Source organism: Streptomyces sp. NBC_01478 (genome assembly GCF_036227225.1).
GTDB lineage: Bacteria > Actinomycetota > Actinomycetes > Streptomycetales > Streptomycetaceae > Streptomyces.
In genome coordinates this window covers 7590466-7611322 of the sequence record NZ_CP109444.1, presented here as the reverse complement: position 1 = coordinate 7611322, position 20857 = coordinate 7590466, and the positions used below count along the sequence as shown (strand labels likewise).

Here is a 20857-nt window from a genome sequence, read left to right as displayed (position 1 = left end):
TACATCCACCCTCCTGTTGCCACCTGCCTTCGTCCCTGCGCCTGTAGACCGTGCCGCTCCCCGAGCCGCATCCCCGGGTCTGTCCCGGCGACGGCTTAAGATCCAGGTTGTGGCAGACATCCCCGACGAATTGATCAAGCTGGAACGTTCCTCCGAAGACGCCCGTCAACAACTCACCGGCCTTGTTGGTGAGGAGTACGAGGCGCAGTGGAAGGCGTGGCGTACGGCGGCCGAAGACTTCCAGGCTGCGGTGACCGTATACGCGACACGCGAGGACGTGACCATGTCGCGGCATGAGGTGGAGCAGGCGGCGAAGCGGGCTGTACGGCACCCCGAGCCCGCTGATGCCTAACCTACAAGCCGTCGGGCCAGCCCTCCCAGCAGTTGCTCGCCAATGGCGGTCCGTTCGCCCAGGACAGCCTGTGCGCCCTACATCTTGCGGGCGCCGCTTCCTCACTGAAATCCGGCCGGTCCTAAAAGCCGTCGCTGTGCGAGCCCAGTAGAACTCTTCCCACTCGGCCCCGTGCCGCGCACAGGGCATCAGCCGCCCGGGGTCAGGCAAAGGACGAGAACGCTGATCGCTGACTTACAGCTCGGACAACGACCTGTGGCAGTCTCAAGCGTAACCATCTAGCACAACCTGAGCCATGCGTCGCACACTTCCAGAAGGATGATCCGAAAGCATTTGCTCGATTTTCTGCTTCACGTCCACGTTGCTCGGCGGATTCATTTTCATCGCATCCAGCAAACGCAACGGAATCGCGATACCATCTTCGCCAAGAAGTTGGGTGATGCGCTCCTGAATAATTCGCGGTACTAGTTCTTCTCCTTCCGACAAAAGCGCAAGAGCCCGCCCCGCATGAGACCTGACCGACACATCGTGGTCATGGCTTAGCTGAGTAGCAATAGCAGAAATCCAAGCGCCGCCGCGAACCTCAGCAATTACAGCCAGCGTGCGAGCAGCCTGCTCCCGCATGACGACAGCGCCGCTTCCCGCCAATTCCGCAACGCTCGAAAAAATTACACTGTCATCGATCAGCCCGTAAACGGCAAGGAAGCGCAAAGCTTCCGGATAAGGGGCGATTTCACTCGATTCAGTTCTCCCCCGGAGAATTCGATGCGCTGCGCCTTTGAATAGATCACGTACAGCCTGCGTCATAGGCGGCCTCTCATGCGAGAGTCGCTCAAACGCTGCGTCCGTCTCAAGGCGATTAATGCGTTCATCGGTGAGACAGATCGCTAGATCTTGCCACAGATCAGCTTCCGCAAAAACGATGAGCGCTGCTGCGACATCGACCGCAGAACGGAACTTCATCGAATAATAACCTGCGTTCGCCTCCGCAACTAGATTTTGCAGTTCTTGAGTGACAATCTCAACGCTGCGACGAACACTAGAAGGAGGTAGAGGGCTCCCCTTGATAGCACTGTTTAGACGAACAGCTACAGCCTCCAGGTCTTGCAGTGCCTTGGAGTCATCAGGCTGTACCCTAAGGACCCCAGCAACAGCTTCTTCAGTAGTTGGCCAATGCTGGGCGCGAGTTCTGAGCCAAATAGACCATCGATCAGCTACTCCGTGCTGCACAGCGGTCCAGTCCAAGACGCGGATCGATCGCGCCAGATCCTTATCCAGCCCGCTGGCCGCCGACTCTTTAATGACGCTCTGCTGAAGAAGGAAATCTGCAATTTCACTGCATTTTTCTGCATAATTCGAGAGCGCGGCAGCCGTAATCCACGCTTCGCCAACGTAATCCTCTTGCTTCCATTCGCATACTGCTGTTAGCGCGCGATCAGCTTCCGCAGAAGTCATGAGTTCTGCAGCTCCCCGCAACACCCGAAGCTCGTTCCGACCGAGAGGATAATCTCCAGTTCGCTGCTGAATAATTTGACGCGCATCTTCACTGAGGGCCCACAGCGGACCTGCAGTTCGGAACCTTTCAACAGCCAGCGACAGTTCCTTATACGCTCCGGCATGCCTCAACAGGCGCAACGCATCGCGAACATGCTCAGACTGCTCGTACGCATCGATTTGCACGAGCCTAAGAAGTGCAAGCTCCTTTCGTGATTCTCGAACACTGGCATGCCCAAACAGTTCTAGAGCTAGCGCCTGTGCGAAAATATCTGGAACTTCCGGGCCGCCCAAAATGTATCGCGGTCTACTTCCAAAAAGATTTCTGTAGGTCTGGAGAACAAACTTGGCATAAGCCTCAGACCTGTCAGCACCGATCTTGATCAGCTGCTCTGGCCGTGGCGACTTAAGGATCTCATCCCGAGATGGAAACCCATCCCAGCCGCTTACACGACCGAAATCCGTACCAATTGTTGGTGCAAGACTCCAAATCGCATTACGCAGGGCGACAAGCAAATAATTCAATGTAGCTGAGAAATCTGCGTAAGGGCCCAGTTTACAGGGTGGTAGTTCGTCGACTCTGACCTGATTGACAAATTTCAAAGCTCCCGTACTGGCTGATTTAGGATCCCTTCCTGTATCCCTCAGCCGTAGAGCTCTCTGCTGCAGCAAGAGTGCGCGCAGGAGAGAATTTGCCGAATCTTCGTCGGAATCTAGTTTCCTCAACAGAAAATCAAGGATGAAATCGCAAGTATTGTAGTCCTCAATCTCTGCCGCTGCACAACAAGCCATCAGGCCAAGCGCACACGTACGCGCCGAGTCTCCATCAGACTCTTCAACAATCTCATGGATAAGCCCGCTCAGGCCTTCTCTGATCGTCAAGGAGTTAAGGCTTTGTACGATAAACCTGACGCCCGGATCAGCGGATGTCTCATCTGCCTCAAACTTCCGGATGTAAAGCGGTTCGCCGCATACGAGTGCGGCTAGCTGGCAAGCTGGATCAGCTTCTTCCATAGAGTGCCCTACAAGGAGATCTCTCGGGCGTAGTACTGCCACGATCCAAGCCAGATTCATAGATCCTCAGCCTCCTCATAAGCGTCGTAATTCAACTGGAGCAGACCTCGCTGACTCCGTTCAGATTGCCTGACGGGATGGCTGTGTAGGCAGGCGTCAATCCACCGACTAATTACCTGACCGATCCCTCCGGAATCATGGGAGCCTTCAATATAAAACTTGTTCTGCAGTGCTGAGGGTAGCCACTTACCCACCTCGGATTCTGCTTCCGAGTGACGTTCACCTACAGGACAGATACCGACTGAGGCCACTCTCCCTTTCTCAAAGGAATCAACAGCTTGAACGACAACTCTTTTTGATGCCGATTTCTCATCCATGACGCCCGATGCATCATTCAGGGTGATTAGGAGGTCAACCTTGGTTCCTGCTCTTACGTAATTGTAATCAACCACCTCGACATAAGACGTGGAGGTGTCAGCGCGGACAGCGTTGTAGATGATTTCCCATTCTGAACTACGACGCTCTCCCTCGAGTTGCGTCACAAAGAAGTCGGGCGTTGACCCGTCTTCCAACACCGCGCTCATCTTTTTCTGTTTTTCATTTCGATACCACTGAGCTCGAATATCTTGAACATCGCGCATTCTTTGGAGTACCCAAACATGCTGTGGGTCGGTCGCCTCCTTGGGTTTCACAACAGAGAAATGTGTACCTTTGAACTGCTGCTTCTGCTCTTTCGGAAGTGCGCCAGAAGCACTGGTAGCACTCACGGCAATATCCAATGTTGCAATCCCCGCATAACGCGGAACGATAAATCGATATTTTCCCTCAGACGCCAGGCACTGGACCTGAACGTACGAGTTGAAGAAATCCGCGTATCTCGCTTGCTCTTTAGAGAGAAGGCGCAATCGTTTCACGTCTCGGAAGAACGACAGAAAGAAAAGCGCCTTCCCCGACCCTCCCATTGGTGACGCCATCAAAAAAATTGCCGCTACAGGAGAAACGGGCAAGCAAGTCGCATCCTTTGATTGTGCATCTTGTAGATAAATGCTAACGGCAGACTCGGCTACTAGTCCTCCCAGACTGTGAGCAACCAAATACACTTCTTCGTATTCATTACTCAGCTCCGCCAGATGATCGGCAAGTTGCCGCGCTTGAACATCAATGTCAGCCCCGAGGCGCAAATATCGTACAGCTCTCAGGAGACTCGGGTAGTCATAGATAGCCACGTCCATCGAGGGTGTCCCATCTCCTCCTTCGAAGAGGAGTCGGGGCCAAGCATTCCATGTTCCATATCCGCTTCCATTCAGACCGTGAATGAATACGGCGACAGCTTTAGTGGGCCCTGAAGGCCGAGTATGGAGGTGCATGCTATGGCTCTTGCCAAAGCGTTCTTTCGCGAAAGTCTCTTGACTGAGACGTCTCATTAGCACTCCCCCTGCCAGCAGACCTGTGGAGAAGGTTAGCCCCCGTGCAGAGCACCCCAAGTACGGTCACTCACGATAGGTGATCGTACCGATGCAAGGTCAAGCAAGTTGGAGACTCTGTCTTGAGGTGCAACGAGGAAGCCACGTCCTCAACGGCCTAATCGCATGCCTCCGCCGTAGCGGCTTCCTCAGGTGGACGTCACCAGGCAGCGCGGCTAAGCCCGGTGAAGGTGCAGCGAGGCACGGTTGCGCCTGATCAGTCGACGCACCCGCCGCCGTAGCTGACTGTCATCAGCTACGCCTCAAGCGTGTCGCATGACGCCTACACCTCCTGGATACCCCGCCTCACAAGTTCGTCATCGACAGCGCATAGCCTCGCGCGCCAGTGGCGAGCGGCCGTGGGGTTGTAGCCATGCCAAGCACCACACCCTCCTGAGCACGCTCGTAGGCGAAGGCTCTCCGCTCCCGGAGCTGCTCGACTGTGAGGCCGGCGAGATCGACTTACCAGTTGTCGTAGAGCTTCCAGCGGCTCATCGCTTCAGCCTGCTGTCAACCGTCACCCAGCCGCTCATCATTTGCCGTCGCCTGCTGTAGCAACTGCCCCGTCTGCACCACAAGCGCCCCAGACCAGGCGGGGAAGCAGGGTGAAACAGTCCTAGCCCGAAGAGGCCGCAATTCACCTGTTCACCCACGTCAACGCCCGAACCAGCCCCGAATGATCGCAGCTTCCCAAGCTGATGTCCGGCGACTAGCTCGGGATTGCTGCGGCCCCCTCGCTGGGCCGCCTGTGGGCCGTCCGAGGGTGACCAACGACCACCACCAACGACCAGTGATGACCGCAACCGTGCAGCTCGTCGGCGAGATGGGAGGTGACCCCGCACCCCACCAACGCCCGCGATCAATACATGCGCTACTGACCACCACGTGACGCCCGCACACGCCCCCAACCGGCCGCGCGCGCCCTCTTGTTGACCCGTGCTTTACCTGCGACTCTGAGAGTCCCCCCACTTGTGAACTTGTGAATCCGATAACTAGCGGACCCCGGCCGGCACAACCAACGGGCCCCGGTTCCGTGAACCGCACGGATTCCTTAGGAGGTGGCCTCATCCCATGCTGGTCCGCGACGCCATGAGCACGGTGGTCCTCACCATCGGCCCCGCCCACACCCTCCGCCAGGCAGCCGCCCTGATGTCCTCGCGCCATGTCGGCGCGGCCGTGGTCCTCGACCCGGACGCCGGCGGCATCGGCATCCTCACCGAACGCGACATCCTCAACTCGCTCGGCAAGGGCCAGGACCCGGACACCGAGCGCGCCCACGCCCACACCACCACGGACGTCGTCTTCGCCACCCCGGCCTGGACCCTGGAGGACGCGGCGAGCGCGATGGCCCACGGCGGCTTCCGCCACCTCATCGTCCTCGACCACGCCGAGCCCGCCGGCATCGTCTCGGTCCGCGACATCATCCGCTGCTGGGCACCCGCACGACAGCAGGTACCGGCCTGACAGCCCCGGGCCGAGCAACCGGTCCAAGCAATTGGATTCAGTCCAAATCCAGTAGCCCTCCAAAGTCACACCTATTCGTGAACTGGTCACCTTGCTGTTAAAGTGGCCGGTATGAGTGACCTTCTGGAGCGGCTGCGCGGACGCGGATGGCGGATGACCGCACAGCGACGCGTCGTGGCCGAAGTGCTCGACGGCGACCACGTCCACCTGACCGCCGACGAGGTCCACTCCCGTGCCGTGGCCAAGCTGCCCGAGATCTCCCGGGCGACGGTCTACAACACGCTGGGCGAGCTGGTCTCGCTCGGCGAGGTCCTGGAAGTCTCCACGGACAAGCGAGCCAAGCGCTACGACCCGAACGCGCACAGCCCCCACCACCACCTGGTCTGCGCCAACTGCGGCCAGATCCGCGACGTCCACCCGGGCGGCAACCCGCTCGCCGACCTCCCCGACTCGGAGCGCTTCGGCTTCACGGTCTCGGACGTCGAGGTGACCTACCGCGGGCTGTGCCCCAACTGCGCGAGCGCGTAGCAAGTCCCTTCACAGGCCCCGGTATCCGTTCGACACGGACGCCGGGGCTTTGTGCTGTCTACAGGCTTCCCGAATCTGATGGACCGTCATATCGTCGTGCGGCACCCCCCACCCATGCAGACAGCCGTACCGCACTCCGCGAGGAGCACCCGTGGGAGACCCGCACCCAAAACTCCACGCCACCCAACTGACCCGCGCCTTCGGCCGCCCACCGCACCAGGTCGACGCCCTCGGCCCCCTCGAACTCACCGTCGCCCCCGGCGAGTTCGTCTGCCTGGTCGGCCCGTCCGGCTGCGGAAAGTCCACCCTCCTCCGCATCGCCGCGGGCCTGCTGCGCCCGAGCACGGGCACCCTGGAGATCCGCACGTCCAGCCCCCGCCCGGCGGCCATGATCTTCCAGGACTACGGCATCTACGACTGGAAGTCGGTCCGCGCCAACGTCCGCTTCGGCCTGGACGTCCAACGCGTCCCGCGCCGCGAGGCGAACGCCCGCGCCGACGAGTGGCTGACCCGCATGGGCCTCGCCGACTTCGCGCACGCGTACCCGGCGACCCTCTCCGGCGGTATGCGCCAGCGCGTCGCGATCGCCCGCGCACTCGCCGTAGAACCCGAACTCCTGCTGATGGACGAGCCGTTCGCCGCCCTGGACGCGCAACTCCGCACGATCCTCCAGGACGAACTCCTCGACCTCACGCAGAAGTTGCACACGACCACCCTCTTCATCACGCACAGCCTGGAGGAGGCCCTCGTCCTCGGCGACCGCGTGCTGGTCATGTCCGCCCGTCCGGGCCGGATCATCGCCGAACACCGCCCGCCGTTCCCGCGCCCCCGCACCGGCGGCATCCGCGACACCCCCGAATTCACCGCCCTGAAAGCCGAGTTGTGGGAGCTGCTGCGCAAGGAGGCGGTACCGGCATGACCACCGTCGCCCCCGACCGCAAGGAATCGCTCCTGGTCCGCCGCCCCGGCCCGCACGAACTCCGTCCCGTACGCACCCACCGCCGCCGGCGCGCACTCGAACTGTCCCTCGCCGTGGCCGTCCCCGTCGTCCTGATCCTGTGGTGGCAACTGGCCGCCACGCAGGGCTGGTTGGACGACCGCGTCTACCCGGCCCCCTCGACGATCCTCTCCGACGGCTGGACCCGGGCCGCCGCCGGCGACCTGTGGCCGGACGTGTGGGCCACCACCCGACGCGTCCTGGCCGGCTACGCGATCGGCACGGCGACCGGTTATGCCCTGGGCCTCCTGATGGGCTCTCTCTCCCTCGTCCGGGCCGCGCTGGAACCGTTGTTGGACGCCCTGTACGTCGTACCGAAACTGGCCCTGCTGCCGGTCTTCCTCAACATGTTCGGCCTGGGCGAGGGCCCCCAGGTGGCCCTGGTCGCGACCACGGTCTTCTTCTTCGTCTGGATCTCGACGATGTCGGCGGTCGTGGCGATCCCCTCCGGACACCGCGACGCGGGCCGGGTGTTCGGCGCCGGCCCCTGGCAGATGTTCCGCCATGTCCTCCTCCCCGCCTCCCTCCCCGCGGTCCTGGTGGGCGCGCGCATCGCGGCGGGCGTGGCGGTCCTGGTCATCGTCGCCTCGGAACAGATCGCCGCGACGAACGGCCTGGGCCACCTGATCTTCGACTCCCGCGCGCTGTTCGAGAACGACGTGATGTTCGTGGGCATCGTCTGCGTGGCCGTCCTGGGGGTCGTCTTCTCCGAACTGGTGCGGGTGGCAGGCCGGTTGCTCACACCGTGGGCACCACGCGACCGAGGACGGGGACAGTCATGAGAAGACGTCGTGCGTACGGTGCGGTCGTCGTCGTCGCGGCCTTGCTGACATCGGCGGGCTGCGCGTCGAAGTCCGCGCAGGATTCCGGGACTTCGGGCTCGGGCACCACCCGCACGGTCACCCCGGTGGACGGCTGCGGCACGTCCTCCTGGACGGACCCGGCGGACCTCTCCCCCACCCGCGCCCCGGCACGCTGCCGCCCCCTCACCCCGGCACCCCGCCCCCTCACCAAGACGCGAAAGGTGACGATCGCGACCGGAACGCTGAGCGCGGAGTATGTCGCCCCGCTCGAAGTCGCCCTGGAAAAAGGGGAGTTCAAGAAGGAGGGCCTGGACGTCACCCTCAAGGTCCTCCCGACCCCGGACGCGTTGCCCCTGCTGGCCAAGGGGGACATCGACGCGATGTGGGCAGCCCCGGAGGCGGCCGTCATGAACGGCATCGAGGGCGGCTTCGACATCAAGTGGGTCGCCGGGAACTTCTCACCCGACCCCGAGTCGAAGAGCGGTCTGTGGGTCAAGCTGAAGAAGGGCGAGGCGGCGGCCGACGTCCGGATGGCGGGCCGCAGGATGGGCACGATGATCGGCAAGGGCTCGGTGATCGCGTACCCCATGGAGAAGGCCCTCGCGACCCACGGCGGCGGCCTGGACAAGATCCGGTACCAGCAACTCGGTTCGGCCGACGTCCTCACCGCCCTCCAGAACGGCGGCGTCGACTCCGCCTGGCTCCTCGACCCGGTCTGGCGCAAGGTCGACGACAACCCCCGGTACGCCTTCCTCGGCGGCCAACCGCAGGGCGAGCCCCTGGGCGGCATGCTCTACGGCCGCACACTCCTGAACGACGACGTGGACGCCGGCGTGGCCCTCCTCCGGGCCTACATCCGCACGGTGGACACGTACTTCGCGGGCGACTACAAGAGCGACTCGGCCTTCGTTACATACCTGGCGAAGCTCCTGAAGGCGGACGAGTCGGTCCTGAAGTCGACCCCGTCGCTGACCATGGACTGGGAGATCCGCGCGGGCACGACAACGCGACTACAGGCCGCGTACAAGGCGGCCGGCGTCTCGAAGGGCGCCGTACTCCCGGAATCCAGGACCGTGGACCGCTCGCTGTACGAGGAGGCGGTGGGCCACCGGCCGTAGAAACACCGAGGGCCGGAACCCTTTCGGATTCCGGCCCTCGGCCTTCAGTAGCGGGGACAGGATTTGAACCTGCGACCTCTGGGTTATGAGCCCAGCGAGCTACCGAGCTGCTCCACCCCGCGTCGATGAATGCAACGTTACGTCAGACGGACGGAGAGAAGCAAATCGCTTATTCACCCAGGTCAGCAAAGCCCAGCCCGCACCTTCCAGCACAGGCCGGCACAATCAGCCCGTCCGGCGCTTGAGGACGAGGCCGTCCAGGCCGAAGCGGGGGTCTGGGGGCGGCAGCCCCCAGGATGGGACGGGTAGGGGCGGCGGGGGCGAAAAACCCCACCCCTACGCCGTCAGCTCCTGCCGCAACGCATCCCGAAGCCGAGCCGCCCGCTCGGACACCTCAGCGGGCCCCAGGGAAACGGCCCGATCAGCCCACCGCTGCCCCTCGGCCAACTCCCCCCGCCGCGCGTACACCAGCGCCAACCGCAACGCAGCCCGCCCATGCCCCGCATCAGCCGCCCGAGCCCACCACACCGCGGCCTCCGGCTCACTCCCCTCCCGAGCCAACAACAGCCCAAGATTGAAAGCCCCGTTACGAGACCCGGCCTCGGCAGCCTCCCGATACCACCGAGCCGCCTCGACGACGTCCCCGCGCGCGGCGGCCAGCATCCCGACCCGCACCTGCGCCCGCCGATGCCCCTGAGACGCCGCCCTCTCGTACCACTCCTCGCACTCGGTCTTCTCATGGACCTGCTCGCCCAGTTCGTGCGCAGGCGTAGGCGGCCGCCGAGCGTCGAGCACCGAGGCCAACCGGTAGGCCGCCTCCGAACTCCCCCCACCCGCGGCACACCGCAGATGCCGCTCGGCCTCCCGCTCGTCCCCGTCCCGCAGCCGGGCGATCCCGACCTGCAACGCCGCCTCCGTGTGCCCGGCGGCGGCGGCCCGCTCGTACCAGGGCAGCGCGACACCTTCGTCACCCCGCCCGGCGAAGAGAATCCCGAGGTTGAACGCCGCGTCCACGCTCCCGGCCTCCGCGGCCTTGGAGAACCACGGCTCGGCCCCGGTCGCGTCGCCGCCCTGGAGCAGCAGCACGGCCAGCGCGTTCGCCGCCTCGCGGTGTCCGGCGTAGGCCGCCCGTCGGTACCACTGCTCGGCCTGCGCGGTGCGCGTCTGCTCGGCGCACAGGAGCCCGAGGTTGTACGCGCCGTTCACATCACCGGCGTCCATCGCGGCCCGGTACCACCGCTCGGCGGTCTGTGTCTCGCCGCGCTCGGCGTGCAGCGCGCCGAGCGCGTTGGCCGCGTTGCCGTCGCCGTCCTGGGCGGCGCGCAGCCACCACACGGCGGCGCTCTCGGTGTCGCCGGCGTCGCGCAGCAGGAACCCGAGCGCACAGGCGGCGCGGGCCTCCCCGTCCTTGGCGGACGTCAGATACCAGCGCCCTGCCTCCTTGAGCTCGCCCCGCCTCTCCAGGATCGCCCCGAGTTGCAGCGCGGCCCGCTGATGCCCGCGCGCGGCGGCCTGGCGATACCACTGCTCGGCCTCGCCTCCCGGGTCCCCGGGCTCCCCGGACGCACCGGGACCTCCAGGGACCGACGCGACACCGTTGTCGGCCCCGTCCCCGCCCTCGTACGGGTACTCGCGCTCGTCCTCGTGCGGCACCCGGCGATCGAGCGCCCGCGCCAGCCGGTACGCGGCCTCGCGGTGCCCTCGCTCGGCGGCGGACCGCATCCACCGCTCGGCCGCGGTGTCCCCGCGGTGCTCCAGCAGATCGGCGAGCGCGTACGCGCCCAGCGCGTGGCCCTGTTCGGCGGACTGGCGCAGCCAGTACTCGGCGGCGGGCTCGTCGCCGCGCTCGCGGTGGTACCGGCCGAGCGCGTGCGCGGCGGCGGCGGAACCGGCCACGGCCGCGATCCGCCACCATCCGGCGGCGTCGTCGGCGTATCCGCGCTGGTGGAGGAGGACTCCCAGGTTGTTGGCCGCGGCCCGGTCGCCCTCGGCGGTGGCGGCACGCAGCAGCGGCTCGGCTCCGTCGAGATCACCGCGGCGCAGCAGCATCGCTCCGAGGACACTCGTCGCCTCGACGTCGCCGGCCTGTGCGGCGAGCCGTGTGCGTGCCTCGTCGACAGCCTCTCCGTCGCCGGTCTCGTCCCGGTCGGAAGGCTGCACAAAACGCCCTGTATCCAACAGAGTTGCCTTGTCCCCCATAACGTCCATCGTCGCACCACCTGCAACCTGGGTACACCTGGTATACCGCAGCCAGTGAGGTCTCTACAGCGTTTTGTCGACATGCCCACAGAGAGACAAGCGAAACACGGTTTCACCAAGTCCCCCCGGCGGCACGGCCGTCACCCTCGTCGGCACATGCGTTCGCACAGCGAGAAGGCCCGGATCCTTGAAAGGATCCGGGCCTTCTCGATCAGTAGCGGGGACAGGATTTGAACCTGCGACCTCTGGGTTATGAGCCCAGCGAGCTACCGAGCTGCTCCACCCCGCGCCGTTGTGTTGCAACCGTACCACGGTGCGGGGTGGGCCTCTGACCTAGTGATCAACTGCCGCCTGAGCTGCGCTAACCACTCGAACTGCTCGGACTGCTGCTGGGACTTCCACTGGCACTCGGACTGCTGCTGGGACTCGCGCTGTTCTTGCCCTTGGCCGCCGCGGCCTGCGCCTCCTCGGCCCGCTTCAGCGCGGCCTGAAGGTCCTTCTGCGCCTGGCCGTACGCCTCCCAGTCACCCTTCTTCAACGCCTCCTGCCCGGCGTCGAAGGCCTTCTGGGCGTCGCTCAACGCCGCCTGGACCGTGGGGTTGCTGGAGGTCGGTGGCGTAGTGGTGCCCTCGTCCGGTGGCGGGGTCGTGGTGGTCTCCGCCCCGAAGACCTTGTTGAGCCCCTCGTCCAGCGTGTCCTCGAAGGCGGTCTTGTTCCCGTAGGCCACCAACACCTTGCGCAGGAGCGGGTACTTGAGTCCACCACCGCGTACGTAGACGGGCTCCACGTACAGCAGTCCTCCGTCGAGCGGCACCGTCAGCAGGTTGCCGTACTCGATGTCGGAGTCGCCGCCCTTGAGCAGCTTGATGGATTCGGCGATGTCCTGTTGGGAGTTGAAGGCGCTCTGCACCTGTTTAGGTCCGCCGACGGTCGTACTGGTCGGCAGCTTCAGGATTCTGATCTTGCCGTAGTCCGGGGTGCCTGCCTCGGAGTCGACGGCCATGAAGGCGCTGAGGTTGTCTCTGCCGTTCGGTGTGAACGTCGTCGTCAGCGAGAAGGCCTGCGCGGACTGGTCCGGCATCTTCATGCTCAGGTAGTACGGCGGGACCGCGCTGCCCGACTTGTTGGTCGGGTCGTCCGGCACCTGCCACACCTCGCTGCCGCTGAGGAACGTCTGCGCGTCCGTCACGTGGTAGCGGGTGAGCAGCTCGCGCTGGACCTTGAACAGGTCCTGCGGGTACCGGAGATGGGCCATCAGGGAGGACGAGATGTCCTTCCTGGGCTCGACCGTGTTCGGGAACGCCTTCATCCAGGTCTTCAGGACCGGGTCCTCGGTGTCCCACTGGTAGAGCTTGACGGCACCGGTGTACGCGTCGACGGTCGCCTTCACCGAGTTGCGGATGTAGTTGACCTGGTTCTGCTGGGCCACCACCGCGCGGTTGTTGTTGGTCGCGGTGAGCGAGTCGGCCGTGGTGTCCCCGAGGGTCGTCCGCGAGGCGTACGGGTATCCGTTGCTCGTCGTGTACGCGTCGACGATCCACTGGATACGACCGTCCACGATCGCCGGGTAGGCGTCGCCGTCGATGGTCAGCCAGGGCGCGACCGCCTCGACGCGCTCCTTGGGCGTGCGGTTGTAGAGGATCCGCGAACCCTCGCCGATCGCACCGGAGTAGAGGATCTGCGGCTCGTTGAACGCCACCGCGTACGCGGCCCGGTTGAGCGGGTTGGAGAGGTTGACCCCGCTCTTGCCGGTGTAGCTGGTGGTCTTCTCGCCGCTGTCGTCGGAGTAGTCGATCTCCTTCTGGGGACCGCCGACGATCGAGTACGTGGTGGTCTTCTCGCCGTAGTAGATCTGCTGCTCGTACTTGCCGAGGTCACCCGTGGACGGCAGATCGGACTCGGTGAAGACCGGCCGGCCCTCGGAGTCGACCTCGGTGCCCTTGGCGGCGACCACGCCGTAGCCGTGGGTGTAGCGGAAGTGGTCGTTGATCCAGTTGTTCTTCGGGATGCCGTTGAGGTTCAGCTCACGCAGCCCGATGACCGTGTCCTGGTCCTTGCCGTCCTCGCTGTAGCGGTCGACATCCAGGTTGGTCGGGAACGCGTAGTAGTTCCTGATCTGCTGGAGCTGCTGGAACGTGGGCGACACGACGTTCGGGTCCACGATGCGGACGCTCGCCGTGGAGTCGACGTCGGAACGCAGCTTGGCCTTGTCCTTGGTGGTGCTCGTCCCCGAGTACTCCGTGACCTTGGTGTCGTCGATGCCGTAGGCCTCGCGCGTCGCCTTGAGGTTCTTCTGGACGTACGGGGCTTCCTTGGCCTGTTCGTTCGGCTGGACCGTGAACTTCTGGACGATCGCCGGGTACAGGCCGCCGATGAGGATCGCGGAGAGCACCATCAGGCCGAAGCCGATGACGGGGAGCTGCCAGGTGCGCCGCCACAGGGTGGCGAAGAACAGCAGCGCGCAGATGACGGCGATGCAGAACAGGATCGTCTTGGCCGGCAGATACGCGTTCGCGTCGACGTACCGAAGGCCCGTCCAGTCGCCCGTCGCCTTGAAGTCGCTGGACTTGACCGCGAGTCCGTACCGGTCGAGCCAGTAGGCGACCGCCTTGAGCGCGACGAAGATGCCGAGCAGCACCGACAGATGCCCGGTGGCCGCGGCCGTGGCACGCGCGCCCGGGCTGGTGATGCGCAGCCCGCCGTACAGGTAGTGCGTCAGCGCGGCGGCGAGCAGCGAGAGGATCGCGGCGGCGAAGCCGAAGCCGAGCAGGAAGCGGTACCAGGGCAGGTCGAAGGCGTAGAAGGACACGTCGAGGTGGAACTGCGGGTCCTTCTGGTGGAAGGGCACGCCGTTGACCCACATCAGCCAGACCCGCCACTGACTGGACGCCGAGGCGCCCGCGATCAGCCCGACGAGGGCGGTGATCGCCAGCAGCAGCCACTTCTTGTACGGCGCGATGCCCATGCGGTAGCGGTCGAGGCTCTGCTGCTCCATCGACATGGCGCTGAGCGGCGGGCGCAGACGGTGCGCCAGCCAGATGTTCACCCCGACCGCGGCCGCCATCAGCAGACCGAAGACGAAGAACAGGCCGATCTTCGTCGTCAGGGTGGTGGTGAACACGGACGAGTAATGCACCGACCGGTACCAGAGCCAGTCCGTCCAGAAGCCCGCGAACATCGTGAACGCCATGCCGAGTACGGCAAGGACGCCCAGTGTCATGAGCAAAGTCCGGACACGCCGGGACGGGCGGCCCACTCTGATCCGCGGCCCTTGCGGGCCTCCGCCGCGGTCCGGCATCTGGAAAGCCAAGGTGCGCACCTCGAAGTTCGCTGTTGGTCGCTGTCGTTGCGTCAGGTCCCCGGTTTCGCGGACCCGCCGTAGCCCCGCGTGATCGCGGGCCCACACCTATGCAACTTACTCACCGTTTACTCGGTTCCCGATTCCGGCCATGAACGAGGCAGGATTGTGACCATGTCCAACACTCCCATGGCAGCGAACCCCCTCACCCGGGCCGTACTCGAGATCGACGAGTACGCCTCCGGCCTCGGCTGGGACCAGCCCGCTCGCCTCTTCGCCCTGGTAGACACCGCGCGACTGCGGGCCCAGGAACCCGGCCTCGCGGCCCAACTCGGCCTGCGGGACGAGCCCGAGACCACCGGTCTCACTCCGATCGAGCAGGAGGAGATCCCGGCCGGAAAGCCGCTGGACGAGTTCCTCGGCACGATCGCCTGGCCCGACGCGGTAGTTGGCTGCGCGCTCACGGTCGAGCGCCTGATGCTGCCGCCGTCCGCCGAGGCCTCCGTCCCGGACGGCCTGAGCGAGAAGAAGCTCACCCAGTGGGTCGCCCAGCACCCGGACCGCCAGGAGGTCCGCATGACGGTCGCGGTCCTGCGCGACGGCACCCGCGACTCGGCCCTGCGCCTGCGCGAGAAGGACTCTCCCACGGAGGTCCTCACGGGCGGCGCCCTGGTCCCGGGCCTCGCGGAAGCCCTGTCGGCGACCTTCGAGGACTGACGTCGTCCGCCACGACTCCGGTTCTTCTCGTACGACTCCGGGGGCGCCCTCTGTCTGCGGGCGCCCCCGGAGTCGTACGCGAGGTCTTCTTTAAGAAGAGGGCTTGTTCAGCCCTTGGTGGTGCACTTCGGCAGGTCGTCCGTCTTGCCGCTGTTGATCAGCTTGAGGTCGCTGATCGCGTCCTTGATGGTGTTCACCTTGACGAGCTGGAGGCCACCGGGGGTGTCCTTGGCGGCCTCCGCGCAGTTGTCGGCGGGCGTCAGGAAGTACCGGGCGCCCTTGCTGCGCGCGCCGACCGTCTTCATCGAGATGCCGCCGATCGGGCCGACCTTGCCCTCGTCGTCGATCGTGCCGGTGCCCGCCACGAACTTGCCGCCGGTGAGGTCACCCGGGGTGAGCTTGTCGTAGATGCCGAGCGCGAACATCAGGCCGGCGCTCGGGCCGCCGACGTCGGCGAGCTTGATGTCGATGGTGAACGGGAACGTGTGATCGGTTCCGGCCGAGATGCCGACGATGGCGCGCTTGGTGCCGCTGTCGTCGGAGGTCGCGGTGGTGATCGTGATCTTCTTCGTCGCGGTCGCCGTCTTGTTCGCCTTCACGGCGTCGGCCTGCTCCTTGGCGGGCACGATCGTGAACACGACGTTCTCGCCGGGCTTGTGCTTGGTGACCAGTTTCGCGACGTCGTCGGGCTGCTTCACCGCCGTACCGTCGACGGCCTTGATCACGTCACCGGCGTGCAGCTTGTTCTCGGCCGGGGTGCCCTTGACGACCGTCGAGACGATCACCCAGGACTTCACCGGGACGCCCAACTGGTCCAGGGCGGCGACCTTGGCGCTCTCCTGGGACTGGCTGAACTCCTCGGCGTTCTCCTGGGTCGACTGCTGCTCCGTCTTGCCGTCGGGGTACAGCGTGTCGTGCGGGACGATCTTGTCGTCGTGGGCGAGCCAGCCGTACACGGCCTCGATGAGGTTCATGTTGTAGTCGGCGCTGGTGACCCGGACCGTCGTCATGTTCAGGTGACCGGTCGTCGGGTAGGTCTTGCGCCCGGTGATCTGCAGCACCGGCTCGCCGTCGTGGTCCCCGAGCGTGTTCACCGTCGGGCCCGGCGACATCTCCGCGTACGGGACGTTGATGAGGACTCCGGCGCACAGGAGCGCGATCAGCATCAGGGTGGAGGCGAGCATCGTCGCGGTGCGGCGTGGCATGGCACGACAGTACGGGACGCTTCTGTCAGCGCACCGTCAGGGCCGCCTTCCGCTCACGTGCCGGAGTGGGACTTGTCCATCGCTTCGCGGAAGCGGGCATAGCCGTCCAATTCCGGACCGTCGCTGCGCACCTTGCGGGTCCTGTTCGCCCAACTGCCCCACAGACCGGCACCTATCGCGGCCACCAGCGGAATCAACAACCAGGCGAGTGCCGCCATGCCGACCTCCCAACCCCACAGAGTCACCTCAACTGACTGATCAGCAGATTAGCCAGCCCCACTGACAACGCTCGGGCCCGGGGGGCGGTTACGCAACCGGTGAGCGCCCATCAGCAGGCGCCGACCCACTCCTCGGTGCCGTCGGAGAACTTCTGGTGCTTCCAGATCGGCACCTCGTGCTTGAGGTCGTCGATCAGCTTCCGGCACGCCTCGAAGGCCTCACCCCGGTGCGGACACGACACGGCGACGACGACCGCCAGGTCACCGATCCCGAGCTCCCCCACACGGTGGACGGCGGCCAGCGCCCGCACCGGGTAGTCCGCGACGACCTTCTCGGCGACGCGGCGCATCTCGGCCTCGGCACTGGGATGGCAGGAGTACCCCAGCTCGTCGACATCGGCTCCGCCGTCGTGATTGCGCACGGTCCCGACGAAGAGGGCCGTCCCACCGGCCGCGTCGTCCCCGACGGCCCTGAAGACCTCGTCCACGGAGAGCGGGGTGTCCCGGATCCCGATCAGCTTGATGGGATCCTGCGCGGCCTGCTCACCGGGATGGTCGATCGTGGGTGCCATGCCTCCATCGTGCCCCACCCCGCCGACAGCCCGGAATAGCACTTTCACCAGGCACACGCGCGTGCCTGTTTGGAGCGTCCTACAGGAGCAGGTGTTTTACGGGCTTGCGCTGCTCAGATCCGCCGCCGGGCCTTCCGCGCCCGTCGTACGACCGCCGCCGCGCCCAGCAGGGCGACCGTCGCGCCCGCGGCACCGGCCGCCGTCGCGTCCTTGCGGCCGAGCCGTCGTCCGACGACCGTGTGCCGCCCGGCGACCTCTTCCAGCAGCTCGGCGAGCACTTCCTCGTTGGTCCACTGCGGCCGCCAGCCCGCGTCGTGCAGCCGGCTTCCGCTGACTACCCAGGGGTACATCGTGTACGCGAGGTCGCCGGCCGGGGACGGGGTGAGTCCGATCCGGTGCAGCCGGGCGGCGGCGCCGAGCGCGACGGCCGACGGCAGCTCCATGCGACGGATGCCGCTGAGCTCCTCGACCTCCTCCTGCTCCAGCCAGCCGTCGCAGCCGACGGCGAGTTCCCCGTCGACCTTCTCCAGGACGGCGTACTCCAGGGCGCTGCACAGATCCTCGACATGGCAGAACTGCCAGGCGGGCCGCGACCCGGCCACCACCAGCAGCCGGGGCGACTCGAAGTACCTGGTCAGTGCGGTGTCGGTGCCGCCGACGAGCACTCCGGGGCGGACGACGGTGACATTGAGCCCGGGGTGCGCCCGGGGCGCGCGCCGCGCGAGGCGCTCGACCTCCAGCAGGTCGCCGACCCCGGTGGCCTCCGCGGTGGCGCGCAGTTCGGCGTCCTCCGAGAGCGGCAGTTCGTTGTCGGGCAGCGCTCCGTAGACCATCGCCGAGGTGCAGAGCACGACCCGGTGCACACCGGCCGCCGCGGCGGCGGTCAGCACGGTCTGCGTCCCCCGCACGTTGTACGCCGAACGGGCGGCCGGGTCGGTCTCCAGATCGAGGTCCAGCGCCAGATGGACGACGACGTCCGCGCCGCGCAGCTTCTCCGCGATGGCCGGATCCCGTACGTCGAGGATGTGCCACTGGGCCGCCGCGCACTCCCCGCGCCGCTCGTCGATGGCGATGACCTGCTTGATCTCCTCGGAGGCGGCGAGCCGCTCGGTCAGCAGCGCCCCGACCCCGGACGCGGCGCCGGTGACCGCGACGACGGGCCCGCGCACGGCGGGACTGGTTGAGTGGTTTCGCGCTGCGCGAACCTGCGGATCTGGGGAACTCACCGGGCGTCTCCAGCGGTTGTCTTCAGTACGGACGCGCGTGACGCGTCCGGACCAGGTGGCATCCATCCTGCCGCAGGCCAGGTCTCGGCGAAGCACCGAGGCCTGATCGGCCCGCGGTGTCTACGCTGGGTGGTGTTGAAGGGCAGTCGCGCCGTCGGAGAGAACCGGCGGCCTTAACAGCCGAGGAATCCCGTGAGTGACACCCCATTCGGATTCGGCCTTCCGCCGGAGGAGCCGGACGACGGCGACGAGGGCAAGAAGAAGGACCAGGAGAGCGGTGGTGGTCAGGGACCGGCCAACCCGTTCGGTTTTGGCGGGCTGCCCGGTGCCGGGGGCTTTGGCGGCCCCGGCGCGGACAATCCGCTCGCAGCCATGTTCGGCTCCCTGAACCCCACCGACCTGGGCGCCGCGTTCCAGCAGTTGGGCCAGATGCTCTCGTACGAGGGCGGCCCGGTGAACTGGGACATGGCCAAGCAGATCGCCCGCCAGACGGTCTCCCAGGGCACCCAGGACGGCGTCAAGGACGCGAGCATCGGCCCCGCCGAGCGCACCGCGGTCGAGGAGGCCGTCCGCCTCGCCGACCTGTGGCTGGACGACGCGACCTCGCTGCCGTCCGGTGCCGGATCCGCCGTGGCGTGGTCCCGCGCGGAGTGGGTCGAGGCGACCCTGCCGGCCTGGAAGGAGCTCGTGGACCCGGTCGCCGAGCGCGTCGGCGCGGCCATGGGCGACGTCCTGCCGGAGGAGATGCAGGCCATGGCGGGCCCGCTGATCGGCATGATGCGCTCGATGGGCGGCGCCATGTTCGGCACGCAGATCGGGCAGGCCGTGGGCACGCTCGCGGGCGAGGTCGTCGGCTCGACCGACATCGGTCTGCCGCTCGGCCCGGTCGGCAAGGCCGCGCTGCTGCCGCTGAACATCGTGGCGTTCGGCAAGGACCTGGGCGTCCCGCAGGAGGAGGTGCGGCTCTACCTCGCCCTGCGCGAGGCGGCCCACCAGCGCCTGTTCGCGCACGTGCCGTGGCTGCGCTCGCACCTGTACGGCGCGGTCGACGGGTACGCGCGCGGGATCAAGGTCGACACCGCCAAGCTGGAGGACGTGGTCGGCCAGTTCGACCCGCAGAACCCGGAGCAGTTGCAGGACGCCCTCCAGCAGGGCATGTTCCAGCCCGAGGACACTCCGGAGCAGAAGGCCGCCCTGGCCCGTCTGGAGACGGCTCTGGCGCTCGTCGAGGGCTGGGTGGACGCAGTGGTCCACGCGGCCGCGAAGCCGCGTCTGACATCCGCCGACGCGCTCCGCGAGACCCTGCGGCGCCGTCGCGCGACGGGCGGTCCCGCCGAGCAGACGTTCGCCACGCTGATCGGCCTGGAGCTGCGCCCGCGCCGGCTGCGCGACGCCTCCCGTCTGTGGGCCTCGCTCACGGACGCGCGCGGTGTCGACGGCCGGGACGGTCTGTGGGCCCACCCGGACATGCTGCCCACGGCCTCCGACCTGGACGACCCGGACGGCTTCGTGCACCGCGAGCAGCTCGACTTCTCCGAGCTGGACAAGATGCTCGGCGAGGCGGCGAGCGGCTCCGCGGAGAAGCCGAACCTGACGAAGGACGAGGACTCCAAGGACGACGACACCGAGTGAGCCTGTACGACGACGCGGTCCTCGTACTCAAGAGCTACGAGGACCAGACGGACCTGTGCCAGGCCTACCTGGACCACCTGGCCGCGCACCCGGACGGCATGTGGAAGTCCTGCCATGCCGGTCACATCACGGCGAGCGGCCTGGTGGTCGACCCGGAGCACGGCAGGGTCCTGCTGACCCTGCACAAGAAGCTGCGGATGTGGCTCCAGATGGGCGGCCACTGCGAGCCGGAGGACACCTCCCTGAAGGCTGCGGCGCTGCGCGAGGCCACGGAGGAGTCCGGCATCACCGGACTGACCCTGCTGCCGGGCGGCCCGGTCCGCCTGGACCTGCATCCCATCCCGGCGCCGTGCCACTTCCACTACGACGTCCAGTACGCGGTGCTGGCACCCCCCGACGCCGTGCAGGAGATCAGCGACGAGTCCCTGGACCTGCGCTGGTTCGCCTTCGACGAGGTAGCGGCTGTGGCGGACGAGTCGGTTCTGCGGCTGCTGGAGGCGACGCACGCCAGGCTCTGAGCGGGGTGTGGCAGGCGTTGGACGTGTAAGGGGCGCCCG

General features: G+C 66.1%; 17 protein-coding genes and 2 tRNA genes. 9 read left to right on the top strand and 10 right to left on the bottom strand.

Annotation, left to right across the window (positions count from 1 at the left end; translation table 11 throughout):
- Nucleotides 1-109: 109 nt before the first annotated feature.
- Nucleotides 110-352 (top strand): hypothetical protein, encoded by a 243-nt coding sequence (locus OG223_RS34585; protein WP_329257063.1) that lies wholly within the window; start codon nucleotides 110-112, stop codon nucleotides 350-352.
- Nucleotides 353-616: 264 nt separating this feature from the next.
- Here the strand turns inward: OG223_RS34585 and OG223_RS34580 are convergent, their stop codons facing one another.
- Nucleotides 617-2728, bottom strand: coding sequence for a hypothetical protein (locus tag OG223_RS34580; RefSeq protein WP_329257060.1), 2112 nt, complete (start codon nucleotides 2726-2728; stop codon nucleotides 617-619).
- Nucleotides 2729-2916: 188 nt separating this feature from the next.
- Complete coding sequence (locus OG223_RS34575; RefSeq protein WP_329265630.1) at nucleotides 2917-4227, bottom strand: esterase/lipase family protein; 1311 nt, start codon at nucleotides 4225-4227, stop codon at nucleotides 2917-2919.
- Between the two features lie 1167 nt (nucleotides 4228-5394).
- Between OG223_RS34575 and OG223_RS34570 the strand changes: the two genes are divergently transcribed.
- The 5 genes from OG223_RS34570 to OG223_RS34550 all read left to right on the top strand — a co-directional run bounded on the left by OG223_RS34570 (nucleotide 5395) and on the right by OG223_RS34550 (nucleotide 9233).
- Nucleotides 5395-5787 (top strand): CBS domain-containing protein, encoded by a 393-nt coding sequence (locus OG223_RS34570; protein WP_329257057.1) that lies wholly within the window; start codon nucleotides 5395-5397, stop codon nucleotides 5785-5787.
- A 111-nt stretch (nucleotides 5788-5898) separates the two neighbouring features.
- Nucleotides 5899-6315, top strand: coding sequence for a Fur family transcriptional regulator (locus OG223_RS34565; protein WP_019058319.1), 417 nt, complete (start codon nucleotides 5899-5901; stop codon nucleotides 6313-6315).
- A gap of 151 nt (nucleotides 6316-6466) precedes the next feature.
- Nucleotides 6467-7234: an ABC transporter ATP-binding protein gene (locus OG223_RS34560; RefSeq protein WP_329257054.1), complete on the top strand. Its 768-nt coding sequence runs from the start codon at nucleotides 6467-6469 to the stop codon at nucleotides 7232-7234.
- Nucleotides 7231-8094, top strand: coding sequence for an ABC transporter permease (locus tag OG223_RS34555; protein WP_329257051.1), 864 nt, complete (start codon nucleotides 7231-7233; stop codon nucleotides 8092-8094). Before OG223_RS34560 ends, OG223_RS34555 begins: the two co-directional genes overlap by 4 nt.
- Nucleotides 8091-9233, top strand: coding sequence for an ABC transporter substrate-binding protein (locus OG223_RS34550; RefSeq protein WP_329257048.1), 1143 nt, complete (start codon nucleotides 8091-8093; stop codon nucleotides 9231-9233). Before OG223_RS34555 ends, OG223_RS34550 begins: the two co-directional genes overlap by 4 nt.
- A gap of 48 nt (nucleotides 9234-9281) precedes the next feature.
- Here OG223_RS34550 and OG223_RS34545 read toward each other — a convergent pair.
- The 4 genes from OG223_RS34545 to OG223_RS34530 all read right to left on the bottom strand — a co-directional run bounded on the left by OG223_RS34545 (nucleotide 9282) and on the right by OG223_RS34530 (nucleotide 14730).
- A tRNA-Met gene (locus OG223_RS34545) sits at nucleotides 9282-9355 on the bottom strand.
- A gap of 214 nt (nucleotides 9356-9569) precedes the next feature.
- Nucleotides 9570-11441, bottom strand: a complete 1872-nt coding sequence (locus OG223_RS34540) for a tetratricopeptide repeat protein (protein WP_329257044.1) — start codon at nucleotides 11439-11441, stop codon at nucleotides 9570-9572.
- Nucleotides 11442-11647: 206 nt separating this feature from the next.
- A tRNA-Met gene (locus OG223_RS34535) sits at nucleotides 11648-11721 on the bottom strand.
- Between the two features lie 72 nt (nucleotides 11722-11793).
- On the bottom strand, nucleotides 11794-14730 hold the full coding sequence (locus OG223_RS34530) for a UPF0182 family membrane protein (protein ID WP_329265628.1): 2937 nt from the start codon (nucleotides 14728-14730) through the stop codon (nucleotides 11794-11796).
- A 174-nt stretch (nucleotides 14731-14904) separates the two neighbouring features.
- Between OG223_RS34530 and OG223_RS34525 the strand changes: the two genes are divergently transcribed.
- Nucleotides 14905-15447 (top strand): PPA1309 family protein, encoded by a 543-nt coding sequence (locus OG223_RS34525; protein ID WP_329257041.1) that lies wholly within the window; start codon nucleotides 14905-14907, stop codon nucleotides 15445-15447.
- Between the two features lie 107 nt (nucleotides 15448-15554).
- On the opposite strand, the gene OG223_RS34520 is transcribed toward OG223_RS34525, so the two are convergent.
- The 4 genes from OG223_RS34520 to OG223_RS34505 form a co-directional block, all read right to left on the bottom strand.
- A complete protein-coding gene (locus OG223_RS34520) occupies nucleotides 15555-16652 on the bottom strand; it encodes a YlbL family protein (RefSeq protein WP_329257038.1) in 1098 nt (365 codons plus the stop codon).
- Between the two features lie 53 nt (nucleotides 16653-16705).
- Complete coding sequence (locus OG223_RS34515) at nucleotides 16706-16870, bottom strand: hypothetical protein (RefSeq protein WP_019072131.1); 165 nt, start codon at nucleotides 16868-16870, stop codon at nucleotides 16706-16708.
- Nucleotides 16871-16980: 110 nt separating this feature from the next.
- Nucleotides 16981-17442, bottom strand: coding sequence for a molybdenum cofactor biosynthesis protein MoaE (locus OG223_RS34510; RefSeq protein WP_329257034.1), 462 nt, complete (start codon nucleotides 17440-17442; stop codon nucleotides 16981-16983).
- Between the two features lie 113 nt (nucleotides 17443-17555).
- Nucleotides 17556-18668, bottom strand: coding sequence for an SDR family oxidoreductase (locus OG223_RS34505; protein WP_200689626.1), 1113 nt, complete (start codon nucleotides 18666-18668; stop codon nucleotides 17556-17558).
- Nucleotides 18669-18860: 192 nt separating this feature from the next.
- Between OG223_RS34505 and OG223_RS34500 the strand changes: the two genes are divergently transcribed.
- A complete protein-coding gene (locus tag OG223_RS34500; protein ID WP_329257027.1) occupies nucleotides 18861-20300 on the top strand; it encodes a zinc-dependent metalloprotease in 1440 nt (479 codons plus the stop codon).
- A complete protein-coding gene (locus OG223_RS34495; protein ID WP_329257024.1) occupies nucleotides 20297-20818 on the top strand; it encodes an NUDIX hydrolase in 522 nt (173 codons plus the stop codon). Before OG223_RS34500 ends, OG223_RS34495 begins: the two co-directional genes overlap by 4 nt.
- Nucleotides 20819-20857: the final 39 nt, after the last annotated feature.

Bases quoted from the DNA above. Each gene is read 5' to 3' on its own strand.
- OG223_RS34575 (WP_329265630.1), bottom strand. From the start codon at position 4,227: ATGCACCTCCATACTCGGCCTTCAGGGCCCACTAAAGCTGTCGCCGTA.
- OG223_RS34570 (WP_329257057.1), top strand. From the start codon at position 5,395: ATGCTGGTCCGCGACGCCATGAGCACGGTGGTCCTCACCATCGGCCCC.
- OG223_RS34565 (WP_019058319.1), top strand. From the start codon at position 5,899: ATGAGTGACCTTCTGGAGCGGCTGCGCGGACGCGGATGGCGGATGACC.
- OG223_RS34555 (WP_329257051.1), top strand. From the start codon at position 7,231: ATGACCACCGTCGCCCCCGACCGCAAGGAATCGCTCCTGGTCCGCCGC.
- OG223_RS34550 (WP_329257048.1), top strand. From the start codon at position 8,091: ATGAGAAGACGTCGTGCGTACGGTGCGGTCGTCGTCGTCGCGGCCTTG.
- OG223_RS34540 (WP_329257044.1), bottom strand. From the start codon at position 11,441: ATGGACGTTATGGGGGACAAGGCAACTCTGTTGGATACAGGGCGTTTT.
- OG223_RS34530 (WP_329265628.1), bottom strand. From the start codon at position 14,730: ATGCCGGACCGCGGCGGAGGCCCGCAAGGGCCGCGGATCAGAGTGGGC.
- OG223_RS34525 (WP_329257041.1), top strand. From the start codon at position 14,905: ATGTCCAACACTCCCATGGCAGCGAACCCCCTCACCCGGGCCGTACTC.
- OG223_RS34520 (WP_329257038.1), bottom strand. From the start codon at position 16,652: ATGCCACGCCGCACCGCGACGATGCTCGCCTCCACCCTGATGCTGATC.
- OG223_RS34515 (WP_019072131.1), bottom strand. From the start codon at position 16,870: ATGGCGGCACTCGCCTGGTTGTTGATTCCGCTGGTGGCCGCGATAGGT.
- OG223_RS34510 (WP_329257034.1), bottom strand. From the start codon at position 17,442: ATGGCACCCACGATCGACCATCCCGGTGAGCAGGCCGCGCAGGATCCC.